Source organism: Brevibacillus fluminis, from assembly GCF_052072235.1.
In the GTDB taxonomy this organism is placed as follows: Bacteria; Bacillota; Bacilli; order Brevibacillales; family Brevibacillaceae; genus Brevibacillus_D; species Brevibacillus_D fluminis_A.
The window spans coordinates 3,621,310-3,644,084 of record NZ_CM125436.1 but is presented as its reverse complement, the minus strand read 5'-3'; the positions used below and the strand labels follow the sequence as shown (position 1 = coordinate 3,644,084).

Sequence of the window (22,775 nt, the reverse complement as noted above, 5' to 3'; positions counted from 1 at the left end):
GGTGATGAATAGGATGGATCAGCAGTTGCTTGTCTTTTTGACGGTTGTGGAGCAGCAAAACTTTTCGCGGGCAGCGGAAGAATTGCACATGACCCAACCGGCGGTCAGCCAATATATCCAGTCGCTGGAGCGGGCAACCGGGGCCAAGCTGCTGGAGCGCAGCAACAAGTATGTACGTTTGACCAAGGCGGGGGAGATCGTCTACCACCATGCCAAGGAAATCGTCGGTCTTTACACGCGGATGCAAAATCTGGTTGATGATCTGCAGCATACGGCGAGCGGCCCGCTGTCGATCGGGGCCAGCTTCACGTACGGCGAATATGTGCTGCCGCATATGATTGCCCATCTGCGGACGAACTATCCGATGATCACGCCGACGATCACGATTCATAACACGAAAGAAATCGCCGCGATGGTCGTCAACCATCAGCTGGATGTCGGGATCATCGAAGGCCTCTACAACCCGGGGAATGAACGCGTGGTCGTGGAGGCGTTCGCGGAGGATGTGATGTATGTGGTGGTGCCAGCCGGGCATCGTTTTGCCGGACGGCAGGAGGTCGATGCGCGCGAGCTGTGCGACGAAATCTGGATCGTGCGCGAAATGGGCTCGGGCACGCGGGAGGTAAGCGAACGGTTTTTTCGCATGCTCCCGCAGATGCCGAACAACTTGATGGAATTCGGCAGCACCCAAATTATCAAAGAGTCGGTAGAAGCGGGGCTCGGCATTTCGCTGCTGTCCGAATGGGCGATACGCAAGGAGCTTTTGCTCGGCACGCTGCATATGGTGAGCGTTGCGGGCGTGCCGCCAGTCAAACGCCACTTTTCGCTCGTGAGGCAGTCGACGCCGTTTCAAACGAAGGCGCTGGAGGTCTTTTTGCAGCTGTTGCGGGAGGATGAGCTTTATCCCGCCTTTCGCCCCAAAGCAGATTAGCCGACGTGTGGGCGATTGACAGGGGACAATTGCAATGCTATTGTTAATAAGTGAAAATTTGGAAAGGAGAGTGCCCACATGAAAAAACGTTCGTTATCCTCTTTGGCAAAAGGCATCGGGTACTCGACTGCCGTTTTCTTCAACAATGCGCGCAACGGGAGAAGTCTGTCCAAAAATGGATATACGAGCGACTGTTGGCTCCTTTGCGCCGGAGGTTGAAACGAAACAAGTGGGCAAGTAATGCCACAGGTCGCTTTCCTGTGGTTTTTGCGATAAAAAGAGTAAACGCCACAGGGCAGGCTGCCTGTGGCGTTTTTTCTTGCTGGTCAACGCAAACACATGAGGAGGAGTTTTAAAATGAAACTGCACGGAAACAAAATTACGCTCAAGCTGCTCGAATTAAGCGATGCCGAGGCGATGCTGCGCCTCCACCTGCGCAATCGGTCGTTTTTTCAATCATACATCCCGAAGCGCGAGGAAGCGTTTTACACGCTCGAAGGGCAAGAAGCCCGCATTCAGGCCGATCTTGCGCGAAAAGAACAGGATCAGGGCTATTCGTTTGGCATTTATTTGGCTGATACCGGCGAGCTGATCGGTAACGTCACGCTCTCCGAGGTGTTGCGAGGTCCCTTGCAAAGCTGCTTCATCGGCTACTCCATGGATCAGGCGCACAATGGCAACGGCTATATGACGGAAGCGGTTCGCATGGTCGTGGATTACGCCTTCCATAAGCTCGCACTTCACCGGATCGAGGCCGGTGTCATGCCGCATAATGTACGGTCGATGCGAGTTTTGGAAAAAGCGGGCTTCCATAAAGAAGGGATCGCCCGGAAAAACGTCAAGATCAACGGCAAATGGGAGGACCATCAGGTGCTGGCGATCGTGAATGAAAACGACTGAGCCTGCTTAGTGCAAAACGGCTGGAAGCTTCTGTGCCGTGCGCACATAGATCCATGTCCCGTCCCGGCTTGTGCCGACGATGAAGGCGTCGGGCCACAGGGAGCCTGCGATCTGCTGCGCGCGGTTCGCAACGGCATCATACAGATGGAGGCTCTGCGTCTGTGGAGCGTCGTCGCTGCTGCGCTCATCGAGTTCCAGAAAAGCGAACCGGTGCGTACCGTTCAGCCAGACGCCGTCGCGGATTTCGTCGCTGATTTTGACCGTGCCTTTATACAAGCCGGCATTCGGGTACAGCTGGTACAGATTGTCGTCGGAAGCGGTATAGCCGGACCAGGAGTCTTCCGCTACCGGCGGGTTCCATGCCTGAACCGTCCTTGTTTTCCAGTCGTATTGGTAGCGCAGCTCTTTGAACGCTTTTTTATCCTGCATCACAAAAGTGACACGCTGGCCATCATCGGCAAAGGTCACCGGCAGCTTGCTCGTGCTGACCTCGCTTTCGATGATGTTGCCCTTTAACGCTTGGGGAAACCGCTGCTGTTCGCCTGTGGCGAGGTTGCGAACGATCAGGTCGAGGTCGGCGTTCTGGCCTTCTTTGCCTGCGGCGAGAAACAGATAGGCTTTGTCTTTGCTGAATCCGCTGCCATACACATAGTCAGGGAGCTGAAAGGAAATGGCGGTGTCGCTTGTGGGCAACTGGCTGGCGGCATCTTCCGGTTTGGCGTAGAAAAATCCGCGCGTATCGGCGATAAACGCCCCGCTCCCTTGGTAGCTTTCCATCAGTTCCACCGGGTAGCGGGTCATCTGTTTGGTTTCGGTATCATAGAGGGCATAGATACGTTCATAATCCGCGTCGCACTCGCAATACTGCTGGAAGCGGCTGAGCAGCAAGTAGCGCTCTGTGTCGCCCTTCCAGTCCATGGTCACATAGGGCGCATCAAACGTTGTGAGCTGTTCGCGCGCGCTGCCGTCCGCCCGGATGCGCCACAGCTGTCCGGGATTTTCCGCGATCGCCCGAAAGCGGGGGGCATCGGTCAAGCTGGCGCCTGTCTGCGTCACCGCGCCCGATACGTCCAGCACATACCCTGACTCGCCAAAAGGAGGAAGGGCGGAGGCGTCCGGAATCTCGACGCGCACATGCAGTTGCCGATCGCTCGCCCATGCAAACGAGTAGGTCGGCCTGGCTGCGTTCTCCCGCTCCTCCTGATATTTCGCTTGTGCGTCCCGCAGCGCTTTTTCGACCGAGGCGCGGTTCATCGCTTCCTTGAAAAAGAGCGTGTACGTTTGCGGCGCTGTGCCGACCAGTGTTTGGATCGGGGATTGCAGGCGCGGTTCTTCATCGAGCCGGATGAGAACAGGGTCTGTGAGCGAAGCGTAGTCAAAGGGTGTTTCCGCAGGCGCATCGGTTTTTGGCGGTTGTGCAGCAGAGGGGGTTGCGGGAGTGGGCGTCTGGGCGGTCGGAGAGGCTATGAAGAAGCCGGGTACATCTGCTTTGGCAGCCTCATCGGGAGCACGGCAGGCGGAGAGGGGCAGAGCCAAGAGGAGCAGGGCGAGCAGCGCGCGCGTTTGTGTCATTTTGGCTAACAATCCTTTCATTCGGTCGGAAGTGATACTGATTGGACGTCGAACGAAGACGATTCGTTACGAATAAAAGAAAATTTTACCAGAAAAATGTACTTCCCTTCGGGTATAAATGAGAACAGATGTTTGTTATACTGTAATAAGAACATTTGTTCCTGTTATCTTGGAGGGATTGCAATGGACAGCAGCAAGCGCATTGTGTTTTTGATCGATATGCAGAGCTTTTATGCCAGCGTGGAAAAGGCGGCCAATCCGGACATCCGCGACAAGCCGATCGTCGTGGCCGGCGATCCGAAACGGCGCAGCGGCGTGGTGCTGGCAGCCTGCCCGCTGGCTAAAGCGTACGGCGTGACCACGGCCGAGGCGCTGTGGCAGGCGGAACAAAAGTGTCGCCACCTGGTGGTGGTCAGACCGCGCATGGAGATGTATATGCACGTGTCGCTTCAGATTACGCGTATTTTCGAATCCTTTACCGATCTGGTCGAGCCGTATTCCATCGACGAACAGTTTCTCGATGTGACCGGCAGCCTCTCCTTGTTCGGGGAGCCGCGGGAGATCGCCCGAAAAATCCGGGAACGGGTGAAGCAGGAGACCGGGATTGTTTGCCGCGTCGGCATCGGCGAGAACAAGATACTGGCCAAGATGGCCTGCGACAATTTCGCCAAGAAGCGGGAGGACGGGACTTTTTGGCTGAAAAAAGCAGAGCTGGGCGAGACGCTGTGGACGCTGCCCATCGAGAAGCTGTTTGGCGTCGGTTCGCGGATGAAGCGGCATTTTCACCGGATGGGCATCTATCGCATCCAGCAGCTGGCCGATCTGTCGCCAGGGGTGCTGATGCGGCGGTGGGGCGTCAATGGCGAGGTGCTCTGGAACACGGCGCACGGCATCGACGAGTCGCCGGTATCGCCGCGCGCGCACGATGTGCAAAAAGGGATCGGGCACCATATGACGCTGCCGCGGGACTACCATACCGCAGAGGAAATCAAGGTGGTGCTGCTCGAGCTGTGCGAAGAGGTATGCCGCCGCGCGCGCAGCAAAGGGTTGATGGGGCAGGTCGTCTCCGTCGGCTGCCGCGGGGCTGATCTCGCGGCGGGAAACGGCTTTTACCGGCAGATGAAGCTGGCGGAGCCGACCCATGACGCGACGGCGCTCTACATGGGCGTCTGCCATTTGTTCGAACGGCATTGGCAGCATCTCCCGGTGCGCAGCGTGAGGGTGAATCTGGGCCAGCTCGCGCCTGACAATGTGGTGCAGCTGAGCCTGTTCGACGATACGCCCAGACGCCGCTCGCTCGGGCTGGTGATGGATGACATCCGCAGACGTTATGGAAACGATGCGATCGTCCGTGCCGTCTCGGTGCTGAAGGCAGGCCAGGCGAAAGAGCGCGCCAAAAAAATCGGGGGCCACTATAAATGAGCGGCCAGCCGGAGGGCGCTTCCGCTCCGCAGCAGTCAGCCCGCGATCTGCTGCTCGAATGCGTGCTGTACGGCATTTTTTTCAAGGCGGTGGCAGTGGATCTGGCGACGTTGCGCCCGCTTAGCCTCAAGCTGTCGTATTTGCCGGTGCTCGAAGAGCTGTCCGTCTGGGCGGAGCGGCAGCATCATCAGCTCAAGCGCCAGCTGCTCAGGCAAGGGGTCGAAATCCTTACCGCCCGCAAGCAAGGAAAATTTTATACCGTGCAGATTCGCATCAAAGGCTATCGGCAGGAGGCGGTTTACTCGATTGAATTGCTGCATGCAGAGTGCCAGGAACGGCTGCGGGGCTGGCTTGTGCGCCATCGGGAGCAGCTGGCAAAGGGAGGAGACTGACGATGAGGGAAAAAACAATATCGAAAAAGGCGAATTTGTTTGCGGCCAGCCGTTTTGTGCTGCCGGAGCATCGGGAGCTGTACCGGCAGATTCAGGAGGAGCAGAGGCGCTATGTGCCGCCGGCCCTTGATGACGAAGAGCGGGCGGAGCTGAGCGAGCGCATCTGGGCCGCGTACCAGCGAAAGCAGCCGATCCGGATCACACATGTCGAAAGCGGCGTAGGGGAGCGACACGACGACGGGTGTGTTGCCCATATCGACCCGACGGCGCGCATCCTCAAGCTGTCGGGAGCGGGTGGCAGCATCCGCATTTCCTTTGACGCGGTGCTCAAGGTCGAGCAGTGAGGAAGGCAGGCCAAAAAAACGCGGTTTTCCTGTAAGGCTGGGGAACCCGCGTTTTTTGGTCGTATTTTTGTTCGGAAAACTCAAACTTCACCTGCAACGGAAAAAATTGTATACTGGATGGACAATTGAACGTCCGAGAAAAAAGGAGAATCCGCTGTGTCGATGCCAGAAGTATTCATAGGCTCCTCCAGGGAAGCGATCGAGTATGCGCGAGCTGTCCATGAGAGCTTGAGCCGCGTGGCACAGGTGACGCCATGGTATGCAGCCTTTGGAGCGAATTCCTATACGATGGAAGCATTGGAGCAGCAGCTGGACCTGAGCGATTTTGGCATCTTTGTATTTGCTGCCGACGATGTGGCGCTTCATCGCGGCAATTACGTATTCATCACAAGGGACAACACCTTGTTCGAGATGGGGCTGTTTTGGGGCAAGCTGCGGCGCAGCCGGGTGTTCGCGATCATCCCGCAGAACGTGAGAGAGCGGGATGACTTGATCAAAGAAGAGACGATCAAAGACTTCCACATCCTGTCCGATCTGCAAGGAATGACGCTTTTGACCTATCGGCAGGCTGTGCGGGACAATTATCTCGCTGCCGTGGATGTCGCCTGCGGCCATATCGCCAAAGCGATCCGGGCAGAGCGGCACTTCCCCGATCCCTACCGCCTGCTCGAAGAAAAAAACCGCGAGCTGCAAAAGAAACAGAGCATTCTGCACTTTTTCTGGGAGTACAACCGGAATGTCAGGGTGGCGACCGCCGGGGAGAAGTATCAATCCTTCAGCGAGGCGGTGCGTAATTCGCTGCTCCCGCCGGACGGCTATCGCGTAACCGGCGCCGCGATCTGGAAGGTGGCAGGCGACGGTGTCCGCCAAGTGGGCGGGAATGTAGGGAAAGGCCGATTTTACAGCTTCCAGGAGTACGCCGAAAAAAAAGGTGCCAAAAAAATTTATGTCCTCGAAGCGTTTCTCAACGGCACATGGGAATTTCTGCACCGCAAAGAAGTTGCGGAGGTCTATGTCCTATGCTATCCTTTAGATACCGATCATGTGCTTTCTGTGCATATGGCGGGAATGGAAACGCTATCCCATGAAGACCTCGCGGAGGTCGTCAGCCATAACGGGGAGCTATTGTCGACCATCAGTCATTTAGTTGGAGGGGATTCAGATGAAGCGGAGCAGGGAGCAGAAGCGAGCGTCGATCTACGGATCATCCACGACTGAGCGCTGGGCGGTCGGAGGCTCTGACGGCATGGGCGCGACACAGGGAGGCGCGTTGATCCGGCGCGAGGCGAAGGCGGACGTTTTTGTCGGCCCGTCGGTCGAGGGCGGCGACAAGGAATACGTCCACGTTCTCAGCGGAAAAGTGAACCATGTAAAACCATCGTTTTGTTAACGATTTGAAAGGGACTGCACTCGAACAAAGAGTGCGGTCCTTTTTTTGCGAATGATCGCATTCGTTACGAAAAAAATGAAAGAAAAAGGAGGGAAAAAACATTAAAAATAACGAGTTTGCCAAAGTGTATGTAAAAAGTTTTCTAAATCCCGTACAATAGCTTCACAATGAAAAGTGGAGTGAGTCGCATGGATGAAGTGGATCAACGCATCGTGGAGCTGCTGCGGGCCAACAGCCGGATGAGCAGCTCGGAAATCAGCAAACGGGTGCATTTGTCCGTCCCGGCGGTAGCCGAACGGATTCGGAAGCTCGAGGAGCGGCAAATCATCCAGTCGTTCACCGTCAAGCTGAACCGCGAAAAGCTGGGGCAGACGCTCATTGCCTATATTTTCGTCTCGATCGAGCGGCCTGAGCATATCAACGGCTTCAAGGAGCATGTGCTGCAAAACAGCGCTGTGCTGGAATGCCACCATCTGGCCGGGGAGTACGACTATTTGCTGAAGGTCGCGACCGCTGGCACGAGCGGCCTGGAAACGCTGATCTCCCGCGAGCTGAAAAGTATTCCGGGCATCGTGAAAACCAATACGATCATCACGCTTTCCAGCGTAAAGGAGGAAGGATAACGATGGATTTTTTGCACGGACTGGCATTGGGGCTGGTGCTGCAGCTGTCTGTCGGGCCTGTCTTCTTTGCGCTGGTGCACCGCTCGCTGTCCCAAGGATGGCGCGAAGGGGTGAAAATGGCTGCAGGCGTAACGGCCACAGACCTTTGCTACATGGCGGCATCTGCACTGGGGGCGTCCGCGATTCTGGCAATCCCCCAAGTCCGGCTCGCGGTGCTTTGGGGCGGCGCGCTACTTTTGGGCTGGTTTGGGTGGCAACTGCTGCGCGCCAAAGGGGCACAAACGGCTGCAGGTAGACAGGACGCGGTCCGGGGCAGCTTTGCCTACGGTTTTTTGCTGACGTTGGCCAATCCGCTGACCATTTTGTTTTGGTCGGGCATGTACGGCTCCTTGCTCGCGGCAGGGGCGGTTGCCCCGGGGCTTGGCTTGCTGTTCTATTCGCTCGGCTGCGCGACGGCCACATTTCTGTTTTTGGCCCTTGCGGCGATAGGAGCCAGCCGCTTGAACCGCTGCCTCGGGGACAAAGCGCTCCAAGCCTTGAATCGCCTGGTCGGGTGCGCACTGCTGGTTTTCGCCCTGATGCTCGTCATGCAGGCAACACAGCAGTGAATAAAGTCATTATTTTCTGTGAAAGGTGAAAAGCACAGCAGAAAGATAAAAAGATGTGTACGGAGAAGAGAAGCGAATCTGTTGTGCAAAGCAGAAACAAAATGAACGCTTTTTCGCGAATTTGCACCGCCAGTGATTTTGCCAAAGCACCTCTCGACCCTGTAATCTAAGGGTAAGAAAGAGAGAATAATGAACGAGAGGCAGAGGGGATTTAGGCACATGATTGCAAAGGAAATGGGCATGATTTTTTCCAAGCACGCGGATATGATGACAACCAAGCACTGGACCGAATTGTTGCAGCAATTGGAGGCAAAAGGCTTGTTTGTGGTCATCGAGACTGATACGAATGGACGGGTGCTAAGCCCTTTTGGTGGATTGATGCCGATGCCCTGTAAAAACGAAACATTGAACGTATTCACAGCGGAAGAACTGGAAGCGAAAGGATTAACGGCAGGCCATCACGTCGTCAGCAAATGCCGTCCGGTCGCTGAAGCGAAATAATAACCGAATCGATTGATACGAGCGCCCGACCTGAAACGAGGTTGGGCGCTTTTTTTGCCGATAAAATGGGCGCAAGCCAGCAGGGGACAATTGCCCAGATGGAGCGTGCCTGCATAAGGTAAGGAGAAGAAAGCGAAGGAGGAGTACGATGGAAGAGAGCAGCACGCTTCGCAAACTACAGGAAGTGCAATTTGCCTTGGTTGAGCTGCAGTTTTACTTGGATATGAATCCGGAGGACATGCGCGCCCTTCATCAATATAACGATCTCTCCGAAGAATTGATCGATCTGCGGCAAGAGTATGAGGAGCAGCACGGTCCATTAATGCAGTACGGACTGTCCAAGGCGCGCGGCAAATGGGACTGGAGCAGCACCCCGTGGCCGTGGGAAATCGAGTATTGAGGTGAACGACGATGTGGGTGTATGAAAAAAAGTTGGAAATCCCCGTGCGGGTAGGAAAGCCCGATTTGCAGATGGCGCGTTTTTTGTCTGCGCAGTACGGCGGACCTCACAGGCCCAAAGTGAAAAATTAAACCGAAAAAGTAAGCTCGATCCGATTCCCGTCAAACACGGTAATCTGGTGAACCAAGCCGCGAATGATCGTTTTCAATCGTTCCCGATCGCCTGTTTCAAGCACCGCTTTGCTATGAAAAAGGCGGCTGGCGATTTTCTCCCGCACCGCCGCTTCGGAAAAGCCTGCGCTCACGGCATTTTCCAACGCTTGTATGTTGGCAAGCAGCTCGTTTTTTTCCTGGGTTAGCCGCTTTTTGGCCGCAAGCAAATCGTTCTCGTCCAAAATGCCGATTTCGAACGCGCGGATTTGCCGTTGAAAACGATCCTCTACAGTTGCCAACTGTTTTTTCGTTTGCACAAGCTCTTCATGCTGTCGGTTCTCGAATGGGGGCAGAGTCTCAAGCGCTGCAGCGATGTCCGTTTCGCTGAGTGCAAGAATTTCCTGAATGACATGCTCCTCCAACGCGGTCGTGTGGATGAAGTGGTAGAAGCATTGCGCTTTTTTTTGATAGGCAGCGCACACGTATTTCATCGATACGTATGGTTGTTCCTTGTTCCGGGTGACGGCCTTCATCCCGTTCATGCTGCTGCCGCAATGACCGCAGCGAACCAGTCCGGAAAGCAGGTAGCCGCTCCGCCTGGCGCGAGGGGCCAGGTGCCGGGTTTGTTCGAGCCGGGCTTGCAGGTTCTGATACGTTTCCTGATCCAAAATGGGCTCATGGGTATGTTTAACCACGAGCCATTCGCGAGCGGGCCGTTCCATCAGCTTGCGGTTTTTGCGGTAATGTTGATTCCAGACGGTATGGCCGCGCAGCCGCTCATTTTTCCACAGGTAGACGCGCACAGCCTTCAGTGTCCATTCGCGTCCGCGCTTTGTCCGGATGCCATGATCATTCAGCATTTTCGCGATCGTCCAGGTTCCTTGTCCGGCAATGATCCGTTCAGCCATGATCCGGACCCACCGGGCTTCCTCCTCATTGATCAGGTACCGGCCATCCTGCACATCGTAGCCGAAGCACGGGGCGGTCACGACTTTTCCATGTTGAGCCGCATGGTACATCGTTTCGCGGACGCGTTCCGCGATGCGCTCCCGTTCAAATTCCGCAAAGACGCCGAGCAGCTGGAGCACCATCCGGCCGACAGCGGTACCCGTGTCAAATGTTTCCGATGCCGATTTGTACGAGCATTGATGCGCATCCAGCTCGTCGATGAATGTGAGCAGATCGATCAGGCGTCGGGTGAGCCGGTCGATCTTGGTTGTCATGACCGTTTGGATGCGTCCCTCCCGGATGGCGGTCATCATCTGCTGAAATGCCGGTCGGTCGGTGTCTTTGGCGGAATACCCGTCATCGATAAAGCATTCGTAGTCGGACCAGCCATGAGCGGTGCAAAACGCGACGAGACGTTCGCGCTGCTCCGGAATCGAAAAGCCTTCCCGCGCCTGTTCGTCCGTTGATACGCGAATGTAGAGCGCGACCTTCACAGCCCATCACCTCCCCTACATACGTATGCGCCGGATAGAGAAAAATCAATCGCCCTGCGTACCGGCGAAATAGCAGGACCGTCCATGTGTCCACTCCGCATACAAAAAACTAGGAGGGGGTGGCTGTGTGGGGCGCAAGCCAAGGCCAAGGCCAAAACCAATTGAAAAATTGCCGCACAAAGTGATCATGCCAGCGTCAGGCGAGATCGTGGAGATGACCCCCAAGCTGCAGAAGCAGGTTGGCTGGCGGTGCGCGGTGGCAATGGTGCATTGGGCAAAAGGGGAGGTGGAAAAAGAGTTTGGCATCCGCTGACGCCCGATGCGGAAAGGAAAGCCACACAGCACCTCGATGTGGCGGGAATGAAAAAAAGGGGGGTAGACAAGTGGAGGAGGCGCAGCTTACCGGACGCATCGTCACGCCACATGATCCGGAATATGAACAGGCGCGGATCAATCATAACTTGAGCGTTCCGCGATTCCCCAAAATCATAGTCTTTTGCCAACATACCCAAGATGTCGTGAATGCGCTCAACTGGGTCAGAGAAAAGCGAATGCCGTTTCGCGTGAGAAGCGGGCGGCACAGCTATGAAAATTTTTCGTTGGTGAATGGCGGACTCATCATCGACGTCAGCGAGATGAACCGAATCAAGGTCGACCGCCATGCGATGACGGCAAAAATCGAGGCAGGAGCGGCTTTGGGCAACGTCTACCGCCAACTGTGGAAACATGGCGCGACGATCCCGGCAGGAACCGAGAGCAGCGTCGGCCTCGTCGGCTTGACGCTCGGCGGGGAAGCCGTCCGCTTTTTTGATGAACCGGGCGGCAATGAACCGGCCAATCGCAAACGCTCAGGCTCGTTCATCACGGCTCCGCTCCCTTTGGAGGCGATCTTGACGATGAAACAATGGCTGGCCCAACCTCCGAATGAACATGCGTCGCTTTGGCACCAATCGCTCGGCGGAGCTGCTGCGCAAATACGCCCGGAGGAGACGGCTTACTATTACCGGGACGCGATCATCGCCCAGGAATACTTGACAAGATGGAACGAACGTGGGGAAGAACGGCGAAACGTCCGCTGGATCAAAAACGTGCGCCAGGCTTTATCGCCGTATACAACGGGTGACTATGTGAATTGGCCGGACCGGTCAATCCGAAACTGGCCGAAGGCGTATTATGGCGAAAATTTTCCGCGGCTGCGGGAAGTGAAGACGGCTTACGATCCAATGAATTTGTTTCGATTCCCGCAAAGCATTCCGCCGTATCGGAGACGTGGGTAAAAACACAAAACGCCTTCATGAGTACAAATGGATATGCGGACATACACTAAGCGAGACAACTTGATGGCAGGAGGCGTAATCAGTGACCGACGTGAATAACCGGGATGAAAACAAAGAGCTGAAGGTGCTGGGCACCCATGCCGCTGGAGCAACCGATTTGTTCGAAACAAGAAAGACAGCGGAAGTGGTGCAGATCGACCCGCCGGTGGATACCGGCACAGTGGGTTCCACCAAATAGACCGGAATGAGCCGAAAAACCACCATGCCTGAAGCGGGTGGTTTTCGATTTTGTATGGACAAAATGAGCTGTGAGTCCATTCCATCCAGCCAAACGCACGGTTTTTTGCAACGGATGTGGAGAGGATAAGAGCGAGCAGGCAGGAACGCGAGAAGCAATGCTACGCTGACTGGATCGAGTCTTTAAAAAGCGAACCATAAGGAGAAGCGGAAAAGACTTTGCGGCACAAGAATGCGGGCGGGTGAATGACGAATGGAATGGTATGAACGACTAACGGAATACTTTCCCGAGTATGAAATGAAGACCGAGGCCCAAATGAAGGCGCTGATTGCCTAAAAGGACAGCTACCACAAAATCGAAACGGATCAATACTTGCTGTTTTACGCAGAATTCCCCACGTTTCTTTTTATCGACTATCTTCTGATTAACCCGGCCACGCGTGGAAAAGGCATCGGGACAAGCGTGATCAATATGCTGAAAGCAAAAGGAAAGGACATTTTGCTGGAAGTGGAACCAGTCAATCGCGAGGATCAGGAGACGGTGAGAAGAGTCCGCTTTTATCAAAAAAACGGATTCGTGAAAGCAGACCGGATTCAATACCGCTGGAAAGACGATACCGGCGAAATGTATGAAATGAACATTTATTATTGGAGTCCGCACGATACGCTGCCGCAGGAAAAAGTCATGGAAAAAATGGCGAAAGCCTGTCAGGAAATCCACAATTTCCGGTCTGCGCAATATTATGGCCGAATGGTGGCAAACCCCGAGGAAGTTTTGCACCTCAAGCACTGATATACCCGCTATTTGCGGGTCCTCCCTTACATGTTATTGGCCCAGCAGGTAACACTGAAAACAGAAGGGGTGATAAACGTGGATCCATTTACGTGCAGTGACAAAAAAGAAATCGAAAATGTGATCGCGGTGTCCAAGGTCGAAGAAATGATCGATTCAGCCGATCGACATGATGAAGAGCGCAGGGGCATCGAGGAAAAAATCATGGAAAACGAAATCAATTCGTATAATCGCTTCGAATCCGTTTATCGAGATCGGTATCGAGATGACGCCGAAGAAGGGGAACGGGAACGCGGCCGCGATGATGAGCGCGATCGGGATGGTGAGGGTGAGCCGGATCACCGCAGCTATCGTGACGATGATCGCTACCAAGATGAAAACGATCGCTACCTGGACGTTGCGGAATACAGGGACCGCGGAAGCTACAGGGACCGCGAAGACCTGCGGGATGAAGAGGAAATGGAGTACCGATAAGGCGAAACAAGTAGGAAAAAGCCTCTTTTCGAGCGGAGAGGGGCTTTTTGTTGTGCGCTGGAAAATCATTCTTTTTTCTTTGCGACTGTCAGGCGGACCTGATGGAGAGCTTTCCGCCGCCCTCCGCTACCTCAATCAGCGCTACACGATGCCGAATGAACGGGCGCAGGCGCTGCTTACGGATATCGGGACAGAAGAGCTGGGCCATCTGGAGATTATTGCGACGCTCGTCTACAAGCTGACGAAAGATGCGACCCCGGCCCAAATGCGGGAGGCGGGATTGGGCGGGCATTACGCGGAACACGAAAAAGCGCTCTTTTATTCCGACGCAAACGGGATTCCATGGACCGCCGCCTATATTCAGAGCAAGGGAGATCCAATCGCTGACTTGGCGGAAAACATCGCGGGTGAGGAAAAAATGCGGGCGACCTATCAGTGGCTGATCAATCTGACAGACGATCCCGACCTCATCGATGCGTTGAAATATTTGCGGGAGCGGGAAGTGGTACACTCCCAGCGGTTCCGCGAGGCGCTTTATTTGGTGGAGGAGCACTACAAAACCCATAAATTTTTCTAGGAAGGAGGACCCCGATGCAAAAGCCGAAACGATCTGACGAAACCCCGATCAAACGCGCAGGGAATCGTCCTGCTCGCGATGCGATGCTGGAAGGGGGCGCCGTCAAGCAGACGATGGACAGCATGTGGGACACCGCCGGCAGCATGCCGCGTCCTGCTGGCCACATGCCACGGCATTCCAGTGGGATGCCGTACCAAACGGGCCAAGCGATGCCCCCATTTAACGGGATGCCCATTCGAGCAAGCCAAATGCCGCACCGTTCCGGTGCAACTCCGCATCCGTTCAGCCAGACACCATACCAGCCCGGCGCCATGCCCAGTCAATCGGGCCGCTTGGCACCACCGGGAAGTGTCCCGCGTCAAACCAATCCGGCATACCAAAAACCGAGCAGGATGATTCCGCCCCGGGGCTTTTTGCCCGTCAGCATGCCGCCGACCAAGCCGTATCCCGCTGACCCGTATATGGAGCAGCTGCCGCTCGCCGAAGCGCTGCGAAAAGGCACGCTGTTTCGCTGGATGCATGATCCGTATGCCGATCCTTACCGTGGGTAAAAAACAGATGAAAAAGACGCGCGGGTTGAAGGCCGCGCGTCTTTTTCACATGCTAGGACCATTCCAAGGTCTGCCGACGCACAGCTGGAAAAATGTGAAACTCTTGGCTCAGTCGTCCGTAAACCACAAAAGGAAACAGGTAGGCCAGGAGGCAGGAAAGGAGGCGGGAGCGTGTCGACAATGTCAAAAATCGTACTGGCGATCATCATGATCGTGCTCCCGTGCCTGGGTTGCGTCCAACCGGCAAGCGGGGGAGAGAACCGGCTTACGCACGAACAGCCGCTGCTGGTCGACCATAGCTACCTGACGGAACAGGTGACGTTTCTCAAAGAGAGTCATTCGCTGGCGACGGCAGCCAAGATCTTGCTGCTGCTCAGTTTTTTGACCGTCGTCTTCCGCGTGTTTCTCCGCTTCCGGATGAAGCGCTACCTCTTTTCGTTTATTCCGTTGTTCAAGCGATTTTATTTGCTATTTCCGATCAGATACGAGTCCCGATACATAGCGTAAGCCCCGTTTCCTCTCGCAGATTCGATAGGAAATGGGGAATGGGCTTCATGATAAAATGGTTCAGATTGATCACGCTTGTCGCGTTCATCGCCAGCGCGTTTTTTCTAATGGGCACGACGACCGACAAGATCGCAAAGGATATTCGTTTAGGGCTGGATTTGCAGGGCGGTTTTGAGATCGTTTACCAAGTGGAGCCGCTTCAGCCAGGAGCAGCTGTAACGGACGACCTGCTGAAAGCGACTGCGGCCATGATCGAGCGGCGGGTGAACATCGGGGGTGTTACGGAGCCGGAGGTAACGATTGAAAATCCAGATCGGATTCGCGTCAAGCTGGCCGGCGTGACGGATCAGGAGGCACTGCGCAGCCTGATCGACAAGCCGGCTGTCCTCACCTTCCGCGATAGCAGCGGTCACGCCGTGATGCACGGAAGCGACCTTGCTCCGAATGGCGCAAGCGTGGGATTCGATGACTTGAAGCGGCCGGTGATCGTATTGAAATTCAACGATGCAGCCACGTTCAGGGACGTGACGAAGGCGAACCTGCACCGAAACGTCGCGATTTATTTGGATGACACGATGCTGACCAATCCGGTTATCGATGAGGTGATCCCGAACGGCAGCGCACAGATCAGAGGGCAGCGGACAATAGAGGAAGCGACCCAGCTCGCCAAAATCATCAACGCGGGCGCATTGCCGTCCAAGCTTGTGCAGCTGCAGGCGAATCAAGTTGGCGCCAGTCTGGGGGCGATGTCGCTCGACAAGACGCTCACTGCCGGATACATCGGTTTTGCGGCCGTACTTTTGTTCATGCTGGCAGTCTATCGGATGCCGGGGATGATCGCGAACATCACCTTGCTCGTGTTTGCATACATCTGCATGGTCCTGCTGGGCTGGATGGAAGCGACCTTGACCTTGCCGGGAATCGCCGGGTTCATCCTGTCCGTCGGGATGGCGGTCGATGCCAACATCATCACCTATGAACGAATCCAGGAAGAGATTCGCAGCGGCAAAACGATCCGCTCATCCTTTCGGGCCGGACAGCGGCATTCGTTCGTGACGATCATCGACTCCCACGTGACGACGATCATCGCAGCGGTCGTACTCCTGGCGTTTGGATCGAGTTCCATTCAAGGCTTCTCGATCATTTTGATCATGACGCTTGCGACCAGCTTGCTTACCAATGTATACGGGTCCCGCGTGCTGCTTGGTCAGGTGCTGGCGGCCAATGCGTGCAAGCGGCCCGGCTGGTTTGGCGTCAGGCAGGCGGACAGTGCGCTTCAGCAGGACGACCGGCAGATCGTCAAGTTCGACATCGTCAAAAATCGGCGGAAATTTTATGCCGTTTCGCTCGGAATCTTGCTGATCGGGTTGGTGACGATGATCGGGTTCGGGCTGAACCTTGGCGTCGATTTCAAAGCGGGGACGAGGCTTGATCTGATGATCGGCAAGCCGTTTCAAACCGCTGACATCGCGGCCGCGATCCGGCAGGATGTGCCGTCTGTCGACTTCAAGCCGGTGACAACGTTTGGCAGCAAGCAGGAATGGGCGACAACCACCTTTGAAAAGCCGGTGGACAAGCAAGACCTGGAACGCATCCAGCATGATCTCCAGCAAAAATATGGAAGTCAGGTCAGCCGGCAGGAATCGACCGTATCGCCGGTCATCGCGGAAGAGATGGTGAAGAAGGCGGTGGTCGCCGTACTGCTTGCAGCGCTTGGCATCGCGATCTACATTGCGTTTCGTTTCCAGCTTTTATTCGGCATCGCCTGCGTCATCGCGCTGTTGCACGACGTGTTCATTCCGTTGGCGCTGTTCTCCGTGTTCCAGCTGGAGATCGACCTTACGTTCATCGCAGCGATGCTCACCATCGTCGGATACTCCATCAACGATACGATTGTGATCTTTGACCGCATCCGCGAAAATCTGAAAACGATGAAGGTGCGGACGGTGGAAGATTTGCAGCAGATGGTGAACGTGAGTCTTTGGCAGACCATGCGCCGCTCGCTTTTTACCGTCGCCACGGTATTTGTGACGGCTCTTTCCATCGCGGTTCTGGGAAGTGAAGGAATCCACAACTTTTCGCTCGCGCTGATTTTCGGACTGGTCAGCGGCACGTATTCGTCAATCTTTATCGCAGCGCAAGTATGGGTGACGCTGAAAAAGCGGGAGTTTGCAAGAATGCAACCGGCAGCAATGGAATAAGGCAGGAAGCAAAAAAGCAGAGGCACGAACCTGCTTTTTTGTTTTTTAAAATTGTTCAGAAAATGTTCAGAATTGCATGGTATAATCAACCAAGTGGTAACCAACGCAAAAAGCAATCGCCAAACACCTGTGCACACACATCTGGAAGCGAGCATTCGGCTATCTTTCCTGTCGGTAGCCTGTTGAGACGAAAAGGGGATTGTGGAGGAGGGCATAAGGTGGAAACGGCAGGATATCGTGGCAAAAAAGTGAAGCGGGATGTGTTCAACTCGTACGGAATGCTGATCGTCGCGGCACAAGCCGTTTTGACGGATGAACACCTCGATTTGATCAAAAATCATCGCATTGACATCACGACGGTCGCCATCATGACGGATTCAGAGGAAGAGGGCATCGCTTGCAGGCAAGAGGTGCAAAAAGTTGTAAGGGCTTCCAAAGGGATGTTTGACTCGATTCGGCATACGCGCAAAATACCGGTCATGCAGATGCGCACCGAAATCCTTCCGCTGATCCGCGAGGTGACGGAACACACGAATGTGTTTCAATTGCTTGAGGCGGTTAAGGCCACGGATGAATACACGTATCAACACAATATTGGAGTCGGCATTCTTTCCACGCTGATTGGCAAGTGGCTGAATCTGGGGGAAACCGAGCTGGCAGTCCTGTCTTTGGCAGCGACGCTCCATGATGTAGGCAAAATGCAGGTTCCGCTCGACATATTGAACAAACCGGGGAAGCTGACGCCGGAAGAGTTTGCGGTCATCAAGCAGCACACCGTATTCGGCTATCAGGTGCTCAAAGACACCCCCGGTCTCAACCACCGGACAGCGCTGGTGGCGCTGCAGCATCACGAGCGGCTTGATGGCAAAGGCTATCCGTTCGGGATTACCGATCAGAAGATCGACCTTTTCAGCCGGATTGTAGCCGTGGCGGATATTTTTCACGCGATGTCTTCCAAACGGCCGTATCACAATGCGCTTCCTTTCCACGAGGTGATCAGCCAGATGCGAAAAGGTATTTTCGGGGCGCTGGATTCGTCGATTACGTCTTTGTTTTTGGACAACATCGTGAAAAAAATGGTCGGGGAGCAGGTCGTGTTAACCGATGGCACGATGGGCGAGGTCGTCATGCTGAACCCGTTTGACATCGAGAAGCCTTTGATCAAAGCGGGTGGAGGGTTTATCGATTTGAGCAAAGAGAATGATTTGCGCATACAAGCGATTTGTATGTAGGGAGAAAAAACGGTTGCTGATGCAGCCGTTTTTTGTGTGCGATCTGAACAAGACGGGATAGGAAGGCAGAAAATTGCGGCAAATCCGGGAGTTGCGTTTTAGAGTTTCGAAAACGTGTAGTTTTGCGATATAATGATCGTTGCGCAAATAAACATAAGGGAGCTTTTTAGATGGATTTTTTGGCATTGAAAGAAATCATCCATGGACGACGGAGCATTCGCAAATTCACGGAGCAACCGGTAACGCGCGAGGACATCGAGGATATCATCGACTGCGCCCGCTACGCTCCGAGCGACACCAACTCGCAGACATGGGAATTCATCGTCATAACCAACCGCGACAAAATTAAAGAAATCGAGCAAATGACATGGGATGCCCTGCATGAAAAAGCGGCGCAAGCGACGGAAAAAGGCTTCGAAAAAGAAGGCAGATTGCTGGTGCGCTCCTTTGGACCGTATGCAACCGCCTTTTCGGATGCGCCTGTCCTGATCGTTTGCCTGGCGACGCCGTATGAATCGAAATTCCGTGAAAAAATCTTTGAACCGATTGAACTGGTTCCGCATAACGTTTGGGACGAGGAAGGCATCAAGAGCAGCTGCCTGGCATCGCAAAACCTGATGCTGGCTGCGCATGCAAAAGGGTTGGGCACATGCCCGATGACCGGACCTGTCCTGTTGGCGGCGGACAAGCTGAGAGCAATGCTCAGCATTCCGGCCGAAAAGCAGATCAACATGGTCATCGCGCTGGGCCATCCGCAAGATACGCCGAAAAAGCTGCCTCGCAAAGAAGTGGCCGAAATCACACATTTCATTGAGTAGTCGATGAAAGCGAGAAAAGAATCTCTTCCCATGTGGAAGAGGTTCTTTTTTTGTGCATTTGTGCCAATGATTGACATTTATTCGTAGGTTCATGAGAATGGAAAAGGAAGAAGCAAAAGGTATGCGGAGGGAACGTATGATAGAGGTATCCTTTACAAGGTTGGAACCGTTTTTGCCAGCGCTCAAACAATATTGCCGACAGCTTGCAGGCAATGAGTGGGATGCTGAAGATTTGCTGCAGGAGACGCTCACCAAGCTGTACCGCTCGCTGCAAAGCGCACCGGAGCGGGAAGTGACCAAAGCGTATGTCAAACGGGTCGCTCACCATGCGTGGATTGACCACTGGCGAAAAAAAAAAGCAAAAAGCCAGGAGGCAATATTCGAGGAAGAATGGCACCAGCCGGCAGGTAGCAGTAGGCCTGATTTCCTCATTCGCGAAGCATTCGAGCAGCTGGCGAATCGACTGAATGTTCGCCAAATGGTGCTCATTTTGTTAATCGATATTTTTTCCTTCACCGCGCCGGAGACGGCAAAGTTTCTGCACATGACGGTAGGGGCCGTGAAGGAAGGTGTCAAACGGGCACGCCTGCGCCTTACTGAATTGGCAGCAGAACCGCGTGATGTGCCGGACAAGCCACCTTCTGGTAAAAAGAAAGAAGACGCGGCTGCTTTTATGCCGAAAGACGTTTTTGAGCAGTTTTTGGCCGGGTTTCGGGCGGGCGACCCAGCCGCAATTTGTCGCACATACTTGCTTTTGACGGAAAAAGGGGTCCGCGTAGAGAAAATTTGTGCGTCAGGCGGCCAGTATTCCTTTTGCCTCCGCGATCCGGATGGCCATTTGTTGTCTTTCGTACAAAATTCGTGAGCACCGTTTCTTTTTGTCGATCGGCTTCGTTTATCGTATTGTGAAAAAGGAAAGGAGCTGAAAGCATGAGTGTGAAAGTAAAAAATTTCGCTGTCATTCAATTACCGGTTAAAAATCTGGAAGCATCAGTTAAATGGTATCAAGAGCTGCTGGGCATTCCTTTCACATTCCCGTTTACGCCGGGCGACAATGAAGCGTGGCTGAATGTGGGCGGTGTGGGACTCGGATTGATTCGCTCGCCGGAGGTGCCGCGCCTTGATTTTTGCGATATGAACGGCCAGCCGCAGCCGATTTTGTCACTCCAGGTGGATGAAATTCACGCGGTTTACGCCGAGCTTAAGGAAAAAGGGGTTGAAGTCGGCGAGATGGTATACAAAAAGGGCGGCGGTTACAGCTTCATGTTTCGCGACCTGGATGGTCACCTCTCGAGTTTGTGGGGGGGCTGGCCTTCCGCCGAAGAGGATCAGGACAAGTAAACCAAGAAGTGTCATATGGGCATAAAAAAACGAACCTGCCGAAGGTTCGTTTTTTGTATACATCGATAGGTTATGGAGTTGGCTGCTTGTTGAGCAGGTGATCGTTCAAAATGCTGTTTTCCAGGACAGCAAAATCGCCGCACACTTTCTCGATATGCCGTTCGCCTCAAGCGCAGAGCGCATTCAAAATTCCTTGCAGACTCCAGCCGTAGTCGCTCGACGCTGGCTGCAGATGAGCAAAGTCTTTGATTTTTAAGCGAAAAAAAGCGCCCGCAACTCGGGCGCTTATTCCTATGTATCGACTACTGTTTCACAACGTCTTTCAATTCTTTTCCCGGTTTAAACGCAGGAATTTTGCTGGAAGCGATTTCGATTTCTTCGCCGGTTTGCGGATTGCGACCTTTGCGAGCCGCGCGCTCACGCACTTCAAAGTTACCGAAGCCGATGAGGGAGACCTTGTCCCCTGCTTTCAAAGAATCAGCGATTGCATCCAGGACAGCGTCTACTGCTTTCGTAGCATCTTTCTTGGTCAATTCTGCTGTTTCAGCAACTTTTGCGATCAGCTCAGTTTTGTTCATGTGGCGTAACACCCTTTCACTCAGTATACCCTCATAGTAATGGAAATATCGGGAAAAGGGAAGTCCCATGAAGAACGTTTGTTTCCTTGGCGTGCATTTTTTTTGCGAACGGCAGCTCAGTTCAGCAGAAAAGGAACCCGTTACCCGTCCGTCCGCTCGCTGTGCACGATGGAAAACAGCCGTGATAGGCAAAGCCAGGCGATCAAAGGGCCGCTGCCGAGCGCCAGGATCAGCCATTTCAGCGTCGCAGGGTCCGTACTCACCGATGTGACGGCAAGAAACAGCAGAACGCCGATCATCCGTCCGGCATCAAGCGCGAATTCGCGGAGCACGACATACTCGACCCGATGCTGGACGCCTTCCGCATTCGTCCCGATCAGGTCGAAGACGGTGGAGAGGATGGGAACCGAGTACAACGGATAGGCCAAGGCGACGGCGATGCCGAATACAAGCAGCGTCGTATAGCTGATTTGCCAAAAAAAGATGAGCAGGACGCCGGTCATCACGACAGCACCCGCAAGCATGCTCCATTTCCGGTAGGCGGGCTTAAACAGCTTGCCGATGAAAAAATAGCTGGCAAGCCCGACCGCAGAGGTCACGAGCGAATAATTGCCGAGCGACAGCTCGCTTTTCGTCGAGATGTAAACCAAGAGGCTGATCATGAAGCCGAATACGCCTTCCCGCAGCCCTTGTCCGGCCAAAGCGCCTGCCGCCAAGCGCCAGTTCGGGTTGTTGCGGAGCGTGCGGAACGCGAACTGCCACGAATAGTCGCCATCCGTCTGCCGCTTTTGCAAAAAGAAGCTTACGATCATGCCGACGATGAACAAGCAAAGCGAAAGCGAGAAGATGAGCGTGTAGCCGGTTTTATCCGGCATTTTCGCAATGAGCAAGCCGGAGATCCATGGCGCAAGCATGCCGGCCCCGGATGCCAGGAGGCCTGACCAGCCATTGAAGCGGTCGCGGTTGTCCCGCTCGGTTATTTCAAAATAGACGACATTGAAGGCAAGCCAAAAAAAGCCGGAAGCAAGTCCTTGTACGATCCCAAGCAATGCAGCGTACTGGACGGTATGTTGACCCAGCAGCAATACGAGCAGATAAAAAAAAGCGGAAACCGCCATGCCTGCGCGCAAGGCGTTCATCTTGTTCGCACGTTTGATCCATGCGCCCGCCAGCCAGAAGGTCAGCGCGCCAGCGAAATGGGTGGCAAAGGTGAACCACGCGATCGGGGCAAACTGGCTTTTCACTTTCCACAAATAGACGGTGACGAAAGCGCCGGATAGCGTGCTCGCCGCGATGAACAAAATGTTGACCAAAAGCAAAAGTTTTGCCTGATTGTCGAGATGGCCTTCCTTGCGGCGCAGCGGTTGAGCGGCGCTGGGCGGTGACCAATCCTGGCTGACTGCGCCTTTGGCAGACCGCGGAAAAAAAGTGCCGGATTTCGTCTTTTGCTGCATGCGCTTCCCCCCGCATCGATTTATCGTGAGGCCTGCCCATAACGTACCCCATTTCGGC

Annotated in this window: 29 protein-coding genes and 1 pseudogene; 26 read left to right on the top strand and 4 right to left on the bottom strand. The window is 54.4% G+C overall.

Annotated elements, in window-relative coordinates; translation table 11 throughout:
* Nucleotides 1–13: 13 nt before the first annotated feature.
* From ACTID9_RS18150 to ACTID9_RS18140, 3 genes are all read left to right on the top strand, one after another.
* Complete coding sequence (locus ACTID9_RS18150) at nucleotides 14–931, top strand: LysR family transcriptional regulator (protein WP_441066257.1); 918 nt, start codon at nucleotides 14–16, stop codon at nucleotides 929–931.
* A gap of 78 nt (nucleotides 932–1,009) precedes the next feature.
* Nucleotides 1,010–1,150, top strand: coding sequence for a hypothetical protein (locus ACTID9_RS18145; RefSeq protein WP_441066255.1), 141 nt, complete (start codon nucleotides 1,010–1,012; stop codon nucleotides 1,148–1,150).
* A 138-nt stretch (nucleotides 1,151–1,288) separates the two neighbouring features.
* Nucleotides 1,289–1,831, top strand: a complete 543-nt coding sequence (locus tag ACTID9_RS18140; RefSeq protein ID WP_441066252.1) for a GNAT family N-acetyltransferase — start codon at nucleotides 1,289–1,291, stop codon at nucleotides 1,829–1,831.
* A gap of 6 nt (nucleotides 1,832–1,837) precedes the next feature.
* On the opposite strand, the gene ACTID9_RS18135 is transcribed toward ACTID9_RS18140, so the two are convergent.
* Nucleotides 1,838–3,403 carry a hypothetical protein gene (locus ACTID9_RS18135; RefSeq protein WP_441066249.1) on the bottom strand — a complete coding sequence of 522 codons (1,566 nt, stop codon included), beginning with the start codon at nucleotides 3,401–3,403 and terminating at the stop codon, nucleotides 1,838–1,840.
* Nucleotides 3,404–3,586: 183 nt separating this feature from the next.
* Between ACTID9_RS18135 and ACTID9_RS18130 the strand changes: the two genes are divergently transcribed.
* The 10 genes and pseudogenes from ACTID9_RS18130 to ACTID9_RS18085 all read left to right on the top strand — a co-directional run.
* Nucleotides 3,587–4,825, top strand: a complete 1,239-nt coding sequence (locus tag ACTID9_RS18130; protein ID WP_441066246.1) for a DNA polymerase IV — start codon at nucleotides 3,587–3,589, stop codon at nucleotides 4,823–4,825.
* A complete protein-coding gene (locus tag ACTID9_RS18125) occupies nucleotides 4,822–5,217 on the top strand; it encodes a hypothetical protein (protein WP_441066243.1) in 396 nt (131 codons plus the stop codon). The genes ACTID9_RS18130 and ACTID9_RS18125 overlap by 4 nt, the downstream gene beginning before the upstream one ends.
* Before the next feature lie 2 nt (nucleotides 5,218–5,219).
* Nucleotides 5,220–5,561, top strand: a complete 342-nt coding sequence (locus ACTID9_RS18120; RefSeq protein WP_441066240.1) for a YolD-like family protein — start codon at nucleotides 5,220–5,222, stop codon at nucleotides 5,559–5,561.
* 162 nt (nucleotides 5,562–5,723) lie between these two features.
* Nucleotides 5,724–6,779, top strand: coding sequence for a TIR domain-containing protein (locus ACTID9_RS18115; RefSeq protein WP_441072635.1), 1,056 nt, complete (start codon nucleotides 5,724–5,726; stop codon nucleotides 6,777–6,779).
* Nucleotides 6,724–6,951, top strand: a complete 228-nt coding sequence (locus tag ACTID9_RS18110; RefSeq protein WP_441066237.1) for a hypothetical protein — start codon at nucleotides 6,724–6,726, stop codon at nucleotides 6,949–6,951. The genes ACTID9_RS18115 and ACTID9_RS18110 overlap by 56 nt, the downstream gene beginning before the upstream one ends.
* 188 nt (nucleotides 6,952–7,139) lie before the next feature.
* Nucleotides 7,140–7,574 carry an Lrp/AsnC family transcriptional regulator gene (locus ACTID9_RS18105; protein ID WP_441066234.1) on the top strand — a complete coding sequence of 145 codons (435 nt, stop codon included), beginning with the start codon at nucleotides 7,140–7,142 and terminating at the stop codon, nucleotides 7,572–7,574.
* A 2-nt stretch (nucleotides 7,575–7,576) separates the two neighbouring features.
* Nucleotides 7,577–8,182 (top strand): LysE family translocator, encoded by a 606-nt coding sequence (locus tag ACTID9_RS18100; RefSeq protein WP_441066232.1) that lies wholly within the window; start codon nucleotides 7,577–7,579, stop codon nucleotides 8,180–8,182.
* A 219-nt stretch (nucleotides 8,183–8,401) separates the two neighbouring features.
* Nucleotides 8,402–8,683, top strand: a complete 282-nt coding sequence (locus ACTID9_RS18095) for a hypothetical protein (RefSeq protein WP_441066230.1) — start codon at nucleotides 8,402–8,404, stop codon at nucleotides 8,681–8,683.
* 148 nt (nucleotides 8,684–8,831) lie between these two features.
* Nucleotides 8,832–9,083: a spore coat protein CotJB gene (locus tag ACTID9_RS18090; RefSeq protein WP_122917131.1), complete on the top strand. Its 252-nt coding sequence runs from the start codon at nucleotides 8,832–8,834 to the stop codon at nucleotides 9,081–9,083.
* Nucleotides 9,084–9,094: 11 nt separating this feature from the next.
* Nucleotides 9,095–9,187 (top strand): annotated as a pseudogene (locus ACTID9_RS18085) (manganese catalase family protein); the annotation flags it as partial.
* 23 nt (nucleotides 9,188–9,210) lie between these two features.
* Here ACTID9_RS18085 and ACTID9_RS18080 read toward each other — a convergent pair.
* A complete protein-coding gene (locus ACTID9_RS18080) occupies nucleotides 9,211–10,677 on the bottom strand; it encodes a recombinase family protein (RefSeq protein ID WP_441066228.1) in 1,467 nt (488 codons plus the stop codon).
* A 127-nt stretch (nucleotides 10,678–10,804) separates the two neighbouring features.
* Between ACTID9_RS18080 and ACTID9_RS18075 the strand changes: the two genes are divergently transcribed.
* The 13 genes from ACTID9_RS18075 to ACTID9_RS18015 all read left to right on the top strand — a co-directional run bounded on the left by ACTID9_RS18075 (nucleotide 10,805) and on the right by ACTID9_RS18015 (nucleotide 20,685).
* A complete protein-coding gene (locus ACTID9_RS18075) occupies nucleotides 10,805–10,990 on the top strand; it encodes a hypothetical protein (protein WP_441066227.1) in 186 nt (61 codons plus the stop codon).
* A 70-nt stretch (nucleotides 10,991–11,060) separates the two neighbouring features.
* The gene (locus tag ACTID9_RS18070) at nucleotides 11,061–11,954 is read left to right on the top strand and encodes an FAD-dependent oxidoreductase (RefSeq protein ID WP_441066224.1); all 894 of its coding nucleotides are present in this window, start codon (nucleotides 11,061–11,063) and stop codon (nucleotides 11,952–11,954) included.
* An 82-nt stretch (nucleotides 11,955–12,036) separates the two neighbouring features.
* Nucleotides 12,037–12,192, top strand: coding sequence for a hypothetical protein (locus ACTID9_RS18065; RefSeq protein ID WP_441066222.1), 156 nt, complete (start codon nucleotides 12,037–12,039; stop codon nucleotides 12,190–12,192).
* 372 nt (nucleotides 12,193–12,564) lie between these two features.
* Nucleotides 12,565–12,984, top strand: coding sequence for a GNAT family N-acetyltransferase (locus ACTID9_RS18060; RefSeq protein WP_441066220.1), 420 nt, complete (start codon nucleotides 12,565–12,567; stop codon nucleotides 12,982–12,984).
* Between the two features lie 78 nt (nucleotides 12,985–13,062).
* Complete coding sequence (locus ACTID9_RS18055; protein ID WP_441066218.1) at nucleotides 13,063–13,458, top strand: hypothetical protein; 396 nt, start codon at nucleotides 13,063–13,065, stop codon at nucleotides 13,456–13,458.
* 52 nt (nucleotides 13,459–13,510) lie between these two features.
* On the top strand, nucleotides 13,511–14,035 hold the full coding sequence (locus ACTID9_RS18050; RefSeq protein WP_441066216.1) for a manganese catalase family protein: 525 nt from the start codon (nucleotides 13,511–13,513) through the stop codon (nucleotides 14,033–14,035).
* A 14-nt stretch (nucleotides 14,036–14,049) separates the two neighbouring features.
* Complete coding sequence (locus tag ACTID9_RS18045) at nucleotides 14,050–14,586, top strand: hypothetical protein (protein ID WP_441066214.1); 537 nt, start codon at nucleotides 14,050–14,052, stop codon at nucleotides 14,584–14,586.
* A gap of 171 nt (nucleotides 14,587–14,757) precedes the next feature.
* The gene (locus ACTID9_RS18040) at nucleotides 14,758–15,093 is read left to right on the top strand and encodes a hypothetical protein (protein WP_441066213.1); all 336 of its coding nucleotides are present in this window, start codon (nucleotides 14,758–14,760) and stop codon (nucleotides 15,091–15,093) included.
* Between the two features lie 47 nt (nucleotides 15,094–15,140).
* Nucleotides 15,141–17,294, top strand: a complete 2,154-nt coding sequence (secD, locus tag ACTID9_RS18035) for a protein translocase subunit SecD (protein WP_441066211.1) — start codon at nucleotides 15,141–15,143, stop codon at nucleotides 17,292–17,294.
* 218 nt (nucleotides 17,295–17,512) lie between these two features.
* Complete coding sequence (locus ACTID9_RS18030; RefSeq protein WP_441066209.1) at nucleotides 17,513–18,526, top strand: HD-GYP domain-containing protein; 1,014 nt, start codon at nucleotides 17,513–17,515, stop codon at nucleotides 18,524–18,526.
* A gap of 170 nt (nucleotides 18,527–18,696) precedes the next feature.
* Nucleotides 18,697–19,344 carry a nitroreductase family protein gene (locus ACTID9_RS18025; protein WP_441066207.1) on the top strand — a complete coding sequence of 216 codons (648 nt, stop codon included), beginning with the start codon at nucleotides 18,697–18,699 and terminating at the stop codon, nucleotides 19,342–19,344.
* A 136-nt stretch (nucleotides 19,345–19,480) separates the two neighbouring features.
* Nucleotides 19,481–20,209 carry a sigma-70 family RNA polymerase sigma factor gene (locus ACTID9_RS18020; RefSeq protein ID WP_441066205.1) on the top strand — a complete coding sequence of 243 codons (729 nt, stop codon included), beginning with the start codon at nucleotides 19,481–19,483 and terminating at the stop codon, nucleotides 20,207–20,209.
* Nucleotides 20,210–20,274: 65 nt separating this feature from the next.
* Nucleotides 20,275–20,685 (top strand): VOC family protein, encoded by a 411-nt coding sequence (locus ACTID9_RS18015; RefSeq protein ID WP_441066202.1) that lies wholly within the window; start codon nucleotides 20,275–20,277, stop codon nucleotides 20,683–20,685.
* Between the two features lie 302 nt (nucleotides 20,686–20,987).
* On the opposite strand, the gene ACTID9_RS18010 is transcribed toward ACTID9_RS18015, so the two are convergent.
* Nucleotides 20,988–21,263, bottom strand: coding sequence for an HU family DNA-binding protein (locus ACTID9_RS18010; protein WP_441066200.1), 276 nt, complete (start codon nucleotides 21,261–21,263; stop codon nucleotides 20,988–20,990).
* A 140-nt stretch (nucleotides 21,264–21,403) separates the two neighbouring features.
* Nucleotides 21,404–22,717, bottom strand: a complete 1,314-nt coding sequence (locus tag ACTID9_RS18005) for an MFS transporter (RefSeq protein WP_441066198.1) — start codon at nucleotides 22,715–22,717, stop codon at nucleotides 21,404–21,406.
* Between the last annotated feature and the right edge of the window lie 58 nt (nucleotides 22,718–22,775).